This window comes from Moraxella tetraodonis (assembly GCF_022359095.1).
In the GTDB taxonomy this organism is placed as follows: Bacteria; Pseudomonadota; Gammaproteobacteria; order Pseudomonadales; family Moraxellaceae; genus Faucicola; species Faucicola tetraodonis.
On sequence record NZ_JACSYB010000001.1, the window covers coordinates 2,126,638 to 2,142,967 of the forward strand.

At 44.9% G+C, this 16,330-nt stretch carries 8 protein-coding genes; 3 read left to right on the top strand and 5 right to left on the bottom strand.

The annotated features are described in order from the left end of the window. Positions 1-34 precede the first annotated feature (34 nt). Together H9W84_RS09380 and H9W84_RS09385 are read left to right on the top strand one after the other, a co-directional pair. Positions 35-5,314, top strand: a complete 5,280-nt coding sequence (locus tag H9W84_RS09380) for a hypothetical protein (RefSeq protein ID WP_239743225.1) — start codon at positions 35-37, stop codon at positions 5,312-5,314. Continuing rightward, positions 5,311-6,186 (top strand): hypothetical protein, encoded by an 876-nt coding sequence (locus H9W84_RS09385; RefSeq protein ID WP_239743227.1) that lies wholly within the window; start codon positions 5,311-5,313, stop codon positions 6,184-6,186. Before H9W84_RS09380 ends, H9W84_RS09385 begins: the two co-directional genes overlap by 4 nt. 180 nt (positions 6,187-6,366) lie before the next feature. On the opposite strand, the gene H9W84_RS09390 is transcribed toward H9W84_RS09385, so the two are convergent. Then, complete coding sequence (locus H9W84_RS09390) at positions 6,367-7,053, bottom strand: hypothetical protein (protein ID WP_239743229.1); 687 nt, start codon at positions 7,051-7,053, stop codon at positions 6,367-6,369. Between the two features lie 184 nt (positions 7,054-7,237). Between H9W84_RS09390 and metH the strand changes: the two genes are divergently transcribed. Beyond that, positions 7,238-11,005, top strand: coding sequence for a methionine synthase (gene metH, locus H9W84_RS09395; RefSeq protein ID WP_239743231.1), 3,768 nt, complete (start codon positions 7,238-7,240; stop codon positions 11,003-11,005). A gap of 133 nt (positions 11,006-11,138) precedes the next feature. On the opposite strand, the gene H9W84_RS09400 is transcribed toward metH, so the two are convergent. The 4 genes from H9W84_RS09400 to H9W84_RS09415 all read right to left on the bottom strand — a co-directional run bounded on the left by H9W84_RS09400 (position 11,139) and on the right by H9W84_RS09415 (position 16,275). Beyond that, positions 11,139-12,110: an Abi family protein gene (locus H9W84_RS09400; RefSeq protein ID WP_239743233.1), complete on the bottom strand. Its 972-nt coding sequence runs from the start codon at positions 12,108-12,110 to the stop codon at positions 11,139-11,141. Positions 12,111-12,337: 227 nt separating this feature from the next. Beyond that, on the bottom strand, positions 12,338-13,120 hold the full coding sequence (locus H9W84_RS09405) for an SIMPL domain-containing protein (RefSeq protein ID WP_239743236.1): 783 nt from the start codon (positions 13,118-13,120) through the stop codon (positions 12,338-12,340). 72 nt (positions 13,121-13,192) lie between these two features. Then, positions 13,193-15,289 (bottom strand): transglutaminase TgpA family protein, encoded by a 2,097-nt coding sequence (locus H9W84_RS09410; RefSeq protein ID WP_239743238.1) that lies wholly within the window; start codon positions 15,287-15,289, stop codon positions 13,193-13,195. Further along, entirely contained in the window at positions 15,259-16,275 is a 1,017-nt protein-coding gene (locus H9W84_RS09415; protein WP_239743240.1) for a DUF58 domain-containing protein, read from the bottom strand. Before H9W84_RS09415 ends, H9W84_RS09410 begins: the two co-directional genes overlap by 31 nt. Positions 16,276-16,330 lie beyond the last annotated feature (55 nt).

Consider the following 16,330-nt stretch of genomic DNA (forward strand, 5'->3'; position numbering starts at 1 on the left):
TTATAAATTTATTTTGATAAGTGAGAAACTATTAATGACAAATAATCGTCATAATTCGACTAGATATCACAGCTTGGGTAAGCTTGGCTTGCTTGCGAGCAGTATCTTGCTTATCCAAATGAATCCTGCGCTGGCAGCAAACGGTCGTAATATTATCCAAATCGATAATACCGCAGATGCCAACTATGTGGTTGATAGCCATGAAGGCATTGTTAATGCAATAAAATCAAACACGACTCGTGTTCAAGCTTTTTCTTTGCCCAAATACGACATTACTCTCACTCAGCCACTCACTATTACCATCAAACCTGGTAATGAAGTCCAGTGGCAAAACACCTTAGAAAACACAGGGACTTTTGATGCCAATGTTGCGGTTAACTTTAACACGCCCAACACGCTTTCAAACTTCCAAGTATATATTGATGCCAATAACAATGGCATTATTGATAGCAATGAAACCGAGCTGCAGCCTACGATAAGTATCGCGGCAGGTGAGCAAATTCATCTGATTGTCAAAGCATTGACCAGCACCGAGCTTAAAGATGGCGACACAGTCGATGTACCCATCACCGCGGTAGTGCAAGAGGATAACACAGTACAAGCTAGCGCAACTGATAGCTTAGTGGCTATCGCGCCAAGCATTGTATATAAAGACCCAACTTACCAAAACAACCTGAGTCAAACCTCTGCTGGACAGCCTGTCTATATTGAAGTCGGTCTTGCCTATTGTAATGCCAATCCAACACAGGTTGACAATGTATGGCTCAATGTTACTTCTAGCAAAACAGGCGATACCCTTCGTTTAAAAGCCGTTGAAACAGGGGTCAATACAGGTAAATACCGTATCTCAGCCCCTACCGAGCTCAATGCCAATGCCATTGCCGATGCCATTATTCAGACATTGGATGATGATACTTTAACAGCCCAAGCCGATAAGTGCGAAAGTGCCGATGGTAGCACGACTGGGGTGATTTCAGACAAAATCTTAACATCAATCAATGTTAATAACGACCAGACTGCGTTAAGCATTAGCAAAGAAGCGAATGTCACATCTGCCGAAATTGGCGATTTTGTCGACTATACTATTAAAGTCACAAATGTAAGTAAAACCGATGCGGCAGACGTGGTAGTCAAAGACGATTTACCCTTAGGTTTTACCTATGTCAAAAACTCGGTCAGAGTGGATGGTCAAAAATACACGCAAGATTTTGCCCAGTCTGGCAAGTACATGACATTGGGTTTAAACAGCCTAAAAGCCAATGAAACCAAAAAAGTCACCTATCGCGTTGCTTTGGGCTCTAATGCTGCCTCAGGTACAGGCACCAACATCGCATTTGCAGAAGGTAAAGACTCATTAACTGGCAGTGTCGTTCAATCGCCCTTAGGTGAAGCGCATGTTGACGTAACAGCTGGCGTATTAAACACCGATGGTATTATTATTGGTAAAGTCTATGCTGACCTGAACCGAGATGGCATTCAACAAAAAGCGCAAAATGAACTGGGTGTTGCAGGTGTTCGTTTGTATCTAGAAGATGGTACCTTTGTGGTCACAGATAGCGAAGGTAAATACAGCGTGTATGGCATGAAAGCCAAAACCCATGTTATCAAACTTGACCGTACCACGCTACCGCGCGGTGTTGAACTTATCGAACAAAGCAATCGTAATGCAGGCGATCCAGGGAGCCGCTTTGTTGACTTAAAATTTGGTGAATTGCATCGGGCAGATTTTGCAATAACCGATGGGATCGACAGCAATGATAACCAAGGTCATGCTGCATTAATTAGCGATTTGCAAAAACGCGCCAAACAAATTGCGATTAAAAACGATGCGTTAGAGCAAGCCATCAAAACAGATCTGGCTTTAGAGCCTACTTACACGGTTGATAACGACACCAATATTGAAGCCGCTGGGTGTAAAAATCCCAATATCGCTGATGGTCAAATTAATTGTGAATCGGTAATTTCTGATAATACTGTAGCTACCAAAAAAACTGGTCAGCTTGAAGTTCATCCGATTGCCCCTGTCAAAGCGCCTGAGATTGAAAAAGCCTTGTCTACAGCCGATGACAAGCGTATTGAAGGCGTGACAGCCGATGCAGATTTCTTAAATTTGACCAATAACCAACGTGTCGATAGTACAAAAATCCGTGTTCAAATTAAAGCACCCAAAGGTGCAACCACACAATTATTGGTTAACAACCACCTCGTTGATGCAAGCTTGATGGGTAAAGAAGTCGCTTGGGATAAAGAAGGCATCTCAGGGTTTGATTATTTTGCAGTACCGTTACAACGTGGCAATAATACCCTTTCGATTCGCGCAACAGATAGCACAGGCAAAGTCGTTTCTAGCAAATCTATCAACGTATATGCACCCAACCAAATTGCAGATATTACTACCGTTAATCAATCAAACACCGCAGAAGCGGATGGTATTAGTGAATATCAAGTGGTAATTCGCCTAAGTGATACCGATCACGGTCAGTATGCTGCGCCTGCCACGGTATCACTTGATACTGATATCGGTACTATTGTCAGTAATCAGCCAGATCACAGTAAAGACCAAGCTGGCATTCAGATGATGGCTGAAGGTGGTGAACTGCTCGTGAGCGTCCGTGCTCCCACCAATCCAGGCAAAGGCAACTTGGTGGTCAAAGCCGGTAATTTACAAAAAATTATCCCTATCCAATTCGTGCCACAACTACGCCCGATGATCGCAGCAGGTATTGTTGAAGGGGTGATTTCCTTTAACAACCTTGGCTCAACTATTGAATCTGTCAGCAACAATGACGGCTTTGAACAAGAATTACGCAGTCTATCAGGCAATGATAGCGATAACACCAGCACACAGGGTCGTGCGGCATTTTTCTTAAAAGGCAAAGTGCGCGGCAATATGCTATTGACCATGGCGTATGATTCCGATAAAGACAAAAAAGATCGTCTATTTCGTGATATTGACCCAGATCAATACTATCCTGTCTATGGTGATGCCTCTGCCAAAGGTTTTGATGCCCAGTCTAGCGAAAAATTCTACGTACGTTTAGACAAAGGCCGCTCATTCGTGATGTATGGCGATATCAAAACCCATATCGACAACGAAGAAGGCTTATCATTGGGTCAATATGACCGTACCCTAACAGGTGCAAAAGCACACTACGAATCCGATAAAGCCAAAGTCACTGCCTTTGCGGCACAAACAAGCTCAAGCCAACACGTCACAGAAACTCGTGGTTTGGGTATCTCAGGTCCCTATCCGACTGGCGTTAAAGATTTTGCGGACATCCTACTCAACAGCGAAACGGTTGAAGTACTGGTTCGTGACCGCAACAATCCAGGGACCATTATCTCTCGTCAAGCGCTCAATCGTTATAGTGACTACGATTTTGATAGTGTTAGCCGTGCTATTTATCTACGCGCACCGATTGCTAGCACGGATATTGATGGCAACCCCATTTATTTGCGTGTGACCGTTGAAGCGGATGATGTTGGTGAAGACTATACCATTGTCGGTACCGCTGGTAACTATCAGCTCACCAAACGAGTGAATATTGGCGCAAGTTATGCCCAAAGTGACGACCCCACCAATAACGAAAAACTCTCAGGGGTGAATAGCGTTGTTAAATTTAACGACAAATTAAAACTTATCGCCGAGGTTGCCCATTATGATTCGGATAAAATCAATGACTCACTTGCATCAGCCATTAATGTTCAAAGCTTAAATTCACAGACATCCGGTGATGCAGCACGCGTTGAATTGACTTATAAAGACAAAGCGCGTGATGCCAAATTGTATTACAACCAAGCCGATGAAGGCTTTACGCCTGCAACTTCACCCATTACTGCTGGGCGTACTGAAACTGGCTTGACGGTCAATAGCCGTATTAATGATAAAACCTTGCTAAAAGCTGAAGCCATTCAAACCAAAGACCACACCAATGACAGCCAACGTCAAGGTGCGACGGTCAGTATTGAGCGTAAACTCAGCAACATCTTGACAGGTGAGTTAGGCATACGTTACTACGAAAAAGATGCCAAAGCGGCTTCCACCAATTATCAAGAAGTGGTCAATACCGATGACCTTAATCAATCATTGACTTCAAGCGTGACTAACAATGACAGCAATTATCAAGGTACCACGCTTCGTGGTAAATTGACTGCGGATTTACCAAGATTGAATAAATCAAAAGTGTTTGTCGAATACGAGCAGGATATTGATGATGCTAGCCGTAATGCGTGGAGTGTTGGTGGTGAAACGAGCTTATGGAATAAAGGTCGCCTATATGCGCGTCACGAATTGGCTTCAACCTTAACCGGTGATTATGGTCTAGATAGTACAGATGAACACCAATCAACCATCATCGGGGTAGATGCCAACTACATGAAAGACGGTCAAGTCTTTAGTGAATACCGTGTCAAAGATGGCATATCTTCACGCGAATCCGAAGCGGCGATTGGCTTACGCAATAAATGGAAAGTGCAAGATGGCGTCTACGTCAATACATCATTTGAACACCTTGAATCTATGCAAGGTGAGAGCGACAACACAGCAACAGCAGCAACGGTAGGTATTGACTACTTAGCCAGTGACAAATATAAAGTGAGTGGGCGTGTTGAAAAACGTTGGGGCGTACAAACCGACACCTTGCTGACTAGTTTTGGTTATGCCAACAAAATCAATGATGACGTCACCTTGCTAGCCAAAAATATCTATTCGCTGCAACAAGATAATGAGCAAAATAAAGATCGCACCATTGATCGGTTTCAGTTGGGTGTGGCTTATCGTGACTATGATAACAACATCAGCGACCATCTAGCAAAAATTGAATATCGCTATGACAATAACGGTCTAGACGCAGATAGCCCTTACAAAAAAGAAACCTATATTGCTTCTTTACATAGTAATTATCATCCTGTACGCCGCTTGACTTTATCGGGTCATTACGCGGGTAAATACAATGAATTGACGATGGATGGCATCACCAGTGATAGCACCTCTCAAGTATTATCTGCTCGCGCCATGTATGACATCAACGAACGTTGGGATGCGGGTATCCAAGCGGGTACCATGTGGAGCGATAATGACTCACGTAATTATTTAATCGGCGCCGAGGTGGGTTATACACCCATGGCAAATCTGTGGGTTTCTGCAGGTTACAACTTCAAAGGCTATCATGACGATGATATCGCCAGTGGCAGCGACAACCAACAAGGTGCGTATGTCCGCTTACGTTATAAATTTGACGAAGATTTATTTAACAAAAAACGCCCTACCGTCAATAGCCGTATGATGGCAGATGATGAGGTTGCTAAAAAATGAAATTAAACCCAATTCAGGCTTGTGTCTCGGCTGCGTCTTTATTCGCCCATCCATCGTTATCCATTTGCTCTTTTGCAATCATGATAGGTATCATGGCAAGTCCTGCTCATGCTGAACTAGCGAGCCAAGCCGTGCCTACCCAATATAAACCAGGCGCTTATTGTTCAAGTGATACAAAAGCCGTTATAGCTAAAGGCACCCAAAATAAAGCCTTTGTCGCAGATGTTTTTTGTATTCGTGAGCAGCTACAGCCCTATCAAGCTGAGCACCAACCAATCAATACTCGTTTTCAGGCTTATAAAGCCGATGCATGGCTAAGTTATGTGGCACATGAAAGAAATGAAGCCAGCCTCACCAAAGCAAGTCGTTATGCGCTGGCTGAAGCGTTAAGTATTGTTGAGGCGTTAAAAACCAACCAAGTTGACAAACTGCCTTTGACAGCAGACATTCCGCCTACATCAGGTTTACAGCGTCCCGATCTTTGGGCAAGTCTGTTGACCATTAAACAAACGCCTGCGTTTACACCGCTCGTCAAAACGGTAGCCGATAGTGAAGTCAAACTTATTTGGGCAGAAGCAGAATTTTGTGAGTTTGGTTGGCGCCATTCTCGCGAGCACTATAATACTGTTGACCGCTGGGTCGCTACGGCTGAATTAACCGCCTTAAATGCATCGGGCGTAGATAAACAAAGCTTTAATGCGTTAAAAACCCAGTATTTGGCGCGCTTAAAGCCGCTTGCTGCCACTAAAAATAGTAAAGAAAGTTGCCGTGGCGCTGTGTTACCTTATATCGAGCCACCCAAAGTTGGCATAGCTGAGCCCAGCCCGCAACCTCTACCAACGCCTGTTGTAGCTGTCGCATCCCCTCATTGAACTCAACACCGTGTTCAAACCTGCCATTGTAGGATAAAGTGCCCAACACAAAGCGGACAACGATGATACGTTGTCCGTTTTACATTTGCCCTAGCGTTGGTTTTTGTATTTTTAGGCCTAGTTCGCTTATTGATTATGGATTGCTGCATCTACCAGTATCAATGAGTGTTTGACTGGTGACTAGCCCGCGCTTGATTTATGCTTTATTAATCTATTTATTTTGTTTAATAAATACATGATAACAGCGGGTAACACAAACAGAATTAATAACCATTGATCACCTTTGCGACGCCTGGCCGCGATGGCTTGAACGCCTTTATCATAATCAGCAATGCTATAAAGCGCTTGGTCGGCCACCCTCATCTCATAGACGATAAACCCATACGGGTAATCCTCAGCATAGTGAATGCTGGCCGTATGCTCAGCCAACGGGTAGGCTTTTGGGCAACTTGAATGATAACCGTCGGTTTCCAAACAGCGAAAGCGCTTGCCATTTAACACCAAAAACTCATCACGGCTGCTGCTCGATTTGCCTTGGGCAAATACCAATTCGGTCGGTTGTTTGGGCAGTGTAGCGGTGATGGTTTGCCAGTCTTTTTGTTCAAGTGGCGTGTCAGTGATGGAGAAAAAATGGGCAATAGCGATGGCCATCAAGGCAATAACGGCATAGCTGGTGAAAAACACCCTTAAGCTTGGCAGGTCTTTGGGCGATTTTGCAACATAGCCAACCACCATAGAAAATGTGATTACGGCAATGATACCCACGGCCAATAAGTAATTGGGCGCAACATAAAAAGCGATAATGACGGCTGCGACATTATAAAGCTTGGCAATCGTGACCAGTATTGGGTATAAGTTATTGGACATATTACTGACTAAATTTGGGTTTGCTTTATCCTTCCACAATAGGCCTTCCGGCTCAAGTTAAATTTTTTGTAAACTTTCACTTGAGCCGCTTATTCCACAAATCTAACGATTGAGCCGCGACAAAATGTTATAATCGACTTATTAACAGATACCTATGACAATTTGAATCAGGACAAGCCTTTCGATGAGTATCAGCACCAGTAACGCACCTACCAGTCACAAACCCCACGACCCAGCCAATTTTCAACTCACACCCCCTGCCAGCTTTCCGTATCAAGACCGTCAAGCCACCAATAGAGTCCGTTTAGCTGACCTGTTAAAGCAGCGGATTTTGTTCCTTGACGGGGCGATGGGGACAGAAATCCAAAACTATAAACTCATCGAGGCAGACTACCGTGGTGAGCGATTTGCAGGCTTTGGACGTGATGTCAAAGGCAACAATGACTTATTGGTACTGACCCAGCCGCATATTATCCGTGATATTCACCGCTCGTACCTTGAGGCAGGCGCAGATATCATTGAAACCAACAGTTTTAATGGCACGCAAATTTCGATGGCAGACTACGGCATGGAAAATCTCGTTTATGAGATTAACAAATCCGCCGCTGCCCTTGCCCGCCAAGTGTGTGATGAAGTCACTGCGACAAACCCAGACAAACCTCGGTTTGTCGCAGGCGTGATTGGTCCCACCTCTCGCACTTGCTCGATTTCGCCCGATGTCAATGACCCCGCATTTCGTAACGTCACCTTTGATGAACTTGTTGATAACTATACCGAGGCGACTTATGCTTTGATTGAAGGCGGTGCCGATATCATCTTGATAGAAACCGTGTTTGATACCCTAAATGCCAAAGCAGCGATTTTTGCGGTGACGGGCGTGTTCGAGACCATTGGGTTTGAATTGCCGATTATGATTTCGGGCACCATTACCGATGCGTCGGGACGTACGCTGTCGGGACAAACTGCCGAGGCTTTTTATAATTCAATCCGCCACGCCAAGCCGATTTCGATTGGGTTTAACTGTGCGCTGGGCGCAGATGCGTTAAAGCCGCATATCAAAACCTTGTCGGATGTGTGCGAAACTTTTGTCTCCGCTCACCCCAATGCAGGCTTGCCCAACGAGTTTGGCGAATATGACGAAACCCCTGAGCAAACTGCCACCATGGTTGCCGACTATGCCAAATCTGGCTTGGTCAATATCGTGGGCGGCTGCTGTGGTACCACCCCCAAACATATCGCCAAAATTGTCGAGATGACGTCACCCTTTGCCCCACGCCAGCTTCCAGACTACAAGCCAGCTTGCCGATTGTCGGGACTTGAAGCATTCAACATCACCCGTGATAGCCTGTTTGTCAATGTCGGTGAACGTACCAATGTCACAGGTTCAAAGAAATTTTTGCGTCTCATCAAAAACGAAGAATACACCGAAGCGTTGGATGTGGCTCGTGACCAAGTCGAAGGCGGTGCCCAAGTCGTTGATATCAACATGGATGAAGCCATGCTAGATAGCAAGGCGGCGATGATTCACTTTGTCAATTTGGTTGCCAGTGAGCCAGATATCAGCCGTGTACCGCTGATGATTGACTCGTCAAAATGGGACATCATCGAAGCGGGTCTTAAATGCACGCAAGGCAAATCTGTGGTCAATTCGATCTCGTTAAAAGAAGGCAAAACAGAATTTGTGGAAAAAGCCAAGCTATGTCAGCGTTATGGGGCGGCGATTATCGTCATGGCGTTTGATGAAGACGGACAGGCGGACAGCTTTGAGCGTAAAATCCAAATCTGCAAACGCTCATACGATATTTTGGTTGATGAAATCGGTTTTCCAAGTGAAGATATCATCTTTGACCCCAATATTTTTGCCGTCGCCACGGGGATTGAAGAGCATAACAATTACGGCTTAGACTTTATCAATGCCACCCGATGGATTACCGATAATTTGCCCAACGCCATGGTCTCAGGCGGTGTGTCGAATGTGTCGTTCTCATTTCGTGGCAATCCCATTCGTGAAGCCATTCACGCCGTGTTCTTGTACCACGCTATCAAAAACGGCATGACCATGGGGATTGTCAACCCAGCCATGCTAGAGCTGTATGACGATATCGAGCCAGACGCTAGAAATGCCATTGAAGACGTGATTTTGAACCGCAATCAAGGCGAGTCAGGTCAAGACGCCACCGACCATTTGATGCAAGTGGCAGAAAACTATTTAAGCGGTAAGAAAAAAGACAGCACCGTCGATTTGTCATGGCGTGAATTGCCCGTAGAAAAACGCATTGAACACGCGTTAGTTAAAGGGGTAACCACCTATATCAATGAAGACACTGAAGAAGCACGGCTAAAATTCTCGCGTCCCTTAGACGTCATCGAAGGGCCTTTGATGGACGGTATGAATGTGGTCGGTGACTTGTTTGGGGCAGGCAAAATGTTCCTACCGCAAGTGGTAAAATCCGCCCGGGTGATGAAGCAAGCGGTGGCATGGCTTAATCCGTATATCGAAAAAGAAAAAGTTGCGGGCGAAACCAAAGGCAAAGTGCTCATGGCAACGGTGAAAGGCGATGTGCATGACATCGGCAAAAACATCGTCGGCGTGGTGCTCGGCTGTAATGGCTATGACATCATCGACTTAGGCGTGATGGTGCCTTGTGAAAAAATCCTACAAGTCGCCAAAGATGAAAACGTCGATATCATCGGCTTGTCAGGTTTGATTACCCCAAGCCTTGATGAAATGGTGTATGTCGCCAAACAAATGCAGGAGCAAGGCTTTAATCTGCCCCTACTGATTGGGGGTGCGACGACTTCAAAAGCCCATACCGCGGTAAAAATCGAGCCCAACTATCAAAACGATGCGGTTGTCTATGTTGCTGATGCCAGCCGCGCAGTGGGCGTAGCGACGACTTTACTATCCAAAGAAAAACGCGTCGATTTTATCAGTGAGCTGCGTCAAGAGTATGGCGAAGTCCGTGAACGCCTTGCCAATCGCCAACCCAAAGCGGCGAAGCTGTCGTATGCAGAATCCATTGAGCAAGGTTTCCAATACGACTGGGCAAACTACACGCCCCCTAAGCCCAACCAATTAGGACAAGTCATTTTGGACGATTATCCGTTACAAAATTTATTGCCTTATATCGACTGGACGCCTTTCTTTATCTCTTGGGGATTGGTCGGCAAATATCCCAAAATCTTTGATGATAGCATCGTCGGGGAGGAAGCCAAAGACTTATTTGCCAATGCCCAAGCCATGATTGATAAATTAATCAAGGAAAAATTGGTCACAGCTAAAGCGGTGTTTAGACTAAGCCCTGCCCAACGTCCAAGCTCAGACACGGTGCAGGTACTGGACGACCAAGGCAATGTCGTGCATACCTTTGAGCATTTACGCCAGCAGTCTGATAAAGCCAGTGGTAAACCTAATTACAGCCTAGCAGATTTTATCAGTCCTGAAAAAACCGATTATCTCGGTGGTTTTACGGTGTCATTGTTTGGCGCAGAAGCACTTGCCAATGACTATAAAGCCAAAGGCGATGATTATAGTGCCATTATGGTACAGGCGCTTTGCGACCGCTTTGCTGAGGCATTTGCCGAACATTTGCATGAGTTGATTCGTAAACAGTATTGGGGCTACCAATCCGATGAAAATCTCACCAATGAAGAGCTGATTAAAGAAAAATATGTCGGTATTCGCCCTGCGCCTGGGTATCCTGCCTGCCCTGACCACACCGAAAAAGGCAAGCTGTTTGACTGGCTTGATACCACCAATGCTATTGGGACGTATTTAACGGAAAGCTATGCCATGTACCCTGCCTCTAGTGTGAGTGGATTTTACTACTCGCACCCAGAGAGTGAGTATTTTAATGTGGGCAAAATCAGCGAAGACCAACTGCTCGATTATGCAGCGCGTAAAGGCTGGGATAAAGCTACCGCAGAAAAGTGGCTAAATCCGAATTTATAATGTTTACCTTTTTGTAAAAATGCTTGCAGTGATATAAACATTTTGTGTAAACTACTGTGTAACAGCACCACTACCGCTATCTATTCTCTCTGGAAACATTGGTTTAGAATATGTAGTGGTTTTCTATTGCCTATCAAAAAAATCCTTGAATAAACCCCATATTTTCAAATTTAACGGCATTATTCTTTGGTTTAGGAAAGCTTAAGAGCAAGTCTTTGATATTTTCTCGCCAAAATGTATCCTTGCTAATTATATTCAATAGATGGTCAATAACAATCAAATAAAAAAATAGTCTTTTATTATCAAGATTGTTTAATCCCTTAATTTGATGGTCTTTTTTTCCAATAACATCAATATTCACATTCCACAGACGACTATGATGGGCACAGATATTACGAATGTAATTGAGTGAACGTAGCCAGCTGGCGAACACATCGGCATTTCTCACTTGATAACTTTGGGCAATTAGGGTTCTTTGCTTATTAGGTAATCCTGTATAAAGTACCGACACTGCTCCAAAGTCCAAGTGATCAATCGCTACCCAAATAGGAATGGCTTGATAGTTTGTGGCATGGTGTATGATAGCAGGACTCTTTTTTGCTCTTTCAATCTGTTGGTCAAATTTCTCTTTCCACCTATCATAACTAGTTTTACCTTTTTTATCTTTGTATTGAGTAAAGCTTTTATCAAAGCTCTTTGGGTCTAGGTGAGCAATGGGGCTAGTTCTTCCCATGAGATGAGCAATCTGTGTTCTAACAGACATTTCTATGCTTTCTAATGCTTGTAAGACTAGCAGACGTAAGTGTTTATCAAAATTATATAGGTTTAGTACGTCTTGAAAATTTGTATCTCTAATAAATTTATCTTGTCTTTGTCCAGCATTGTCTGTTTGACGAAATGGATACCAATACCCACTAAGTCGATAATAATTGATTTGGGAAATGATGTGCTCTGCTGATTTTTTATCTTCAAAGCACATACCACGACTTTCGAGTAGTTGGATTTGTTGTTGATATGATTTCCAAGGTTTGCAGGGTTTTAGTGGGTTATTCGTCATATTGTTTTTGATACCACGCTCTTGCTTGTGTTTACTTGCTTGCTGCATCGCCAATTCGACAAGATTTTCGGGGTTATGAGGTTGTATTTTGAATCTCTTAAAATAGTGCAATCCTAATCACCCTCAAATCCATCATTTTGGCGATAATATCGTGTGTTACAAGATTTTAACATATTTGATAAAATAGTAGCTTTGAAAGCGCCAAAGATTAAAAATAATATTAACCTAAAAAAACCTGCGAAATTGCAGGTTATAAGCTTTTATAGAAATTTGAATTACTGCTCAATCGCATAATCAATGGTGACAACGAGCCGCACCAATTTATCCACGCCATCTTTATCATACGTCCCGCCATAATCTGAGTCATCGGTATCAGGGTTATGCGCATCCAAAATATTAAACGACCCTTGCGACGCTGAGCGCATCACCCCCACTTTGGCATGACCGGTTTTGGCAAATTCTTCGGCGCGTTTGTTGGCATCATCGGTGGCTTTGGCAATCAAATCATGCTTGATTTTCTCAAGGTCATTGAGCAGATATTGCGGTTTTTCAAACGTCACGGATTCATGGCTGATACGATAATTTTGCACTTGAGCGAGCATATTGGTGATTTTATTGAGTTCTTGACTGCTAATTGACAGCGTTTGCGTGGCTTTATAGCCATTTTGGCGGGTGCGGGTTTGTCCCTGCTCATCCACATAATCTTCATTATACGGCTCAACGCTTATGGGCGTGACATTTTGACTAGATACGCTAAAACCTTTACTTGCCACAAATTGCTGCAGCGCTTTAAAGTCATTTTTACCATTGGCGAGCGCACCTGCATAGTCTTGCCCCCAAGCACTGACGCCCATTTGGATTTGGGCAAGATTGGCTTTGTAAGGGGCTTCCGCCAAGCCTTTGACGGTAATCGTGCCGGACTGTTTTAGATTCTTAAACTGCGTACCCAGTACAAATGCCGCAGCGATGAGACCGAGTGCCAAGATAATGCCAAAGATAATCAGCGGTAATGAGTTTTTATTATCGGTTTGTAGCGGTGGCGTAGGTAAGTTATTCATATCTGGTGAACCCTATATTTATTTACTATATTGATTTAAATCCTATAGAGGATAGCAAACAAATATTGAATATTAATGGGATTTTTTTAGCGCGATGGTTTTCGCCAAATTGTCTAATTGCCGCATGGGTTGTTTGTTATCCGTAGGCTGCTGATAGCGGGTTTGTCGATAAAGCGCGGCAAGTGCTTGAAGGGCTGCCTTATCAGTAACTTTTGGCTCAAGTCGAGTAAGCCAAGCCAGCACCCCTTCACTATCCTGCCTTGCGAGCGTTTTGTCTTTTTTTGCCAAGCGATTGGATAACTGCACCATAATCCAATCATGTCTATCCCACACCCGGCGGCGACGCCACCACAGCCACAATCCCAATAGCGCAAGGACGCTCACAAGGGTGACAAACATCACCATCACTTGCTGATAGACAGATTGGATATTGAGCCATTTAAACAGCGATGACCGCTGGCGGTCTTGGTCATAGCCGACCACATCGCGTTGCCAATAGTAGCTAGCTTGGTCAAACAAGCGGCGCGCTCGCTGCAGCATTTGAAACTGCTGATAGCTAATTTGCCCTGCCACGCCCTCACCAAACATTTTTGCCCCAGCATATTGGGTGACAGTGTCCATACCCTGCTCGACCCGATTGGGTGCGACAAAGCCCGTAGGATCTACCCGCACCCAGCCGCGCCCTTGCACCCAAATCTCGCTCCATGCATGGGCATCCATTTGGCGCACTTCCCAACTTTTGCCATCACGCCCTAATTGCCCACCTTGATACCCGGCTACCACCCGAGCAGGCACACCTGCCGCTCGCATAAGGTAAGTAAAACTTGACGCATAATGCTCACAAAACCCTGCACGGGTAGCAAATAAAAAATCATCGATGCGATTACTACCCAAGGTAGGGGGCGATAAGGTGTAGCGAAACTGCTGGCTACGCATCCATTGGGCGATGGCATTGGTATAGGCAATCGGGTCATCGCCTGCTTGGTGGTAGAGTCGCTGGGCAAATTGGCGACTTTGCGGATTACCGCTTGCTGGCAATGCTAAATTGACCTGACGCTGCTGGGTGGATAAGGCTAAATTGATAGGCGCATCATCTAACCAATGCACTTGATAAGTAAAACGCTGATTGACAGTATCCCAATACCGTAGGGTAAAATCCGACGTCAGCCCAATGCCTTTTTGGTTGGTTATCGGATAATCAAGCCCAAACAACCAATTTTGTCCCGTCTGCTCCAAAATCACCCGATAGTCAGGGGTAACAGCCAAGGTAAAGCGTTTACTCAGCTTCAACGTCGGCAACAACCAATCAGCAATCGGCTGATCGGGCGTCCAAAGCGAGGCGCTAGGATTGGCTCGCCACGTGGTGCCATCAAAATCAGAAAATACCAAACCGCGCCAATATAAATTTTGTTGGCTTGGCTGCTGATTGCCAAATTCCACCCGAAACGCCAATTCAGTCGATTGGCTGAGGTTGGCAAAATCGCCCGGTGACATACTATCTGACATGCCGGTCTTTGCTTGCGCGCCGCTCAAATGCACCGACCATAATGGCGGCAATCTAGGAAAAAATAAAAACAGAATAATGGTCAGAGGAATGGCTTGACCGACCAATAAGCCAAGCGTGCGGTAGCGTCCTGTACCATCATCATTTTGCGCAATCATGGCAAACAGCACGACCATCGTGCCGATCGCTACTTGTAGCGTTGTCATCAAATCTTGGTTAATTAACAACAGCCCTGCCAATACAAACAGTGATAAACTCAGCACCACATAGCCATCACGCCTGGTATGCAATTCAAGTAGCTTACTAACGGCACACAATAGCAAAAACGCGATACCGACATCCAATCCAAAGGCGGTGCGATAGGTTAAATACAGCCCCACCAAACTTGCAATAAAACCAGTGTATTGAATCAGCTGCAGACTGCGCGGACGATACAGGGATTTGGGCAACCAACGTCGCAGGGGTTGCAATTGAAAGATGATAATAAAAAAGGCATACACCGATAGCCAAATGGGTAGATTTTTGACGTGAAAAGCCACAATCAACAGTTGAGACAGCAATATCCACTGATACGCCGAGATTTGGTTTAGGCGCTGAGATAAGCTTAAGCTAGGGCGATTTGGGTTAGGGCGACTCATGGCGTTTTTGCCAATCTTAGCAAACATTGCTGACGAAATGCTTGTCCTTCACCTATTGCGCCTTCACCATCAGGCAGTCGCAATTGAAAAGCGATTTGGCTTTGGGTCAAACTATCCACCCCGTAGCGCAGCTGGCTGAGTTTTTCTTCATGCGTCACCGCAGGCATTTGATAGTAATCAAGCAATTGCTGCTGCCCCACACTCTCCACAAAACGTTTTGACATGAGTCCTTGCCCGCGCGCGACATGCGCCCACGAAATACGCGCCAATGATTCCCCTGCGACATAATTATCCAACTGGTCAAAATCTTCCTGCCCTGCTTGGGTGTGTAAGGCAGCAGTTTGCTCATCATCAGATGGCACAAACTGACTGGCTTTCATCTCATAGCTCAGTGGCGCAGGATACACCCACGCGTGTCCTTCAAAAAACACATACGACCAAGCTTGCAAAATCCCTAAGGGATATACGGTGCTCACCGTAAGTCTGGGTAACACAAATTTGCCGCGTTTGTCGGCTGCTAACCATAAGCTCACCTGTTGCGGCGCTTGTATTTGACTGACCAATAGCCAATCATTTGGTTCGGACTGTGCATTGAGTTTGCGGTGTATCGGCTGTTTAAAATCAAAGGCGTTGTTGGCAAAACTTAACCGAATTTGCCGATGCGGCTGACTTGACTCACTACTAATTTGCAGTCGCACTTGCACTTTGTCACTCACTTGTGTATCGCTGATATCCACCAGTTTGATTTGCAACCCTGCTAAGTGGGCAAAGGTATAATGGATAGTCACCACGAATAGACTACCCAACAAAAAGCACAAACCCAACACCAAATTATTGGCATAATTAATCCCTGCGACAAAGGTAATGATGAGTAAAAAAGCGTACAGCAATCCTTCTTTACTCAAAAAAACATACACGTTGCGCAGGTTGAGGGTGATGTCGCGGCTAATCGGCGCTCGACGCTTAAACCATGTTTGCAAGTAGTTTTCAAGTCGCTGGCGAATGGCAAACATGATAGGCGCGGGCTCTTAATTGGGATAATTTAATCAAATAATAAAAATACAGCAA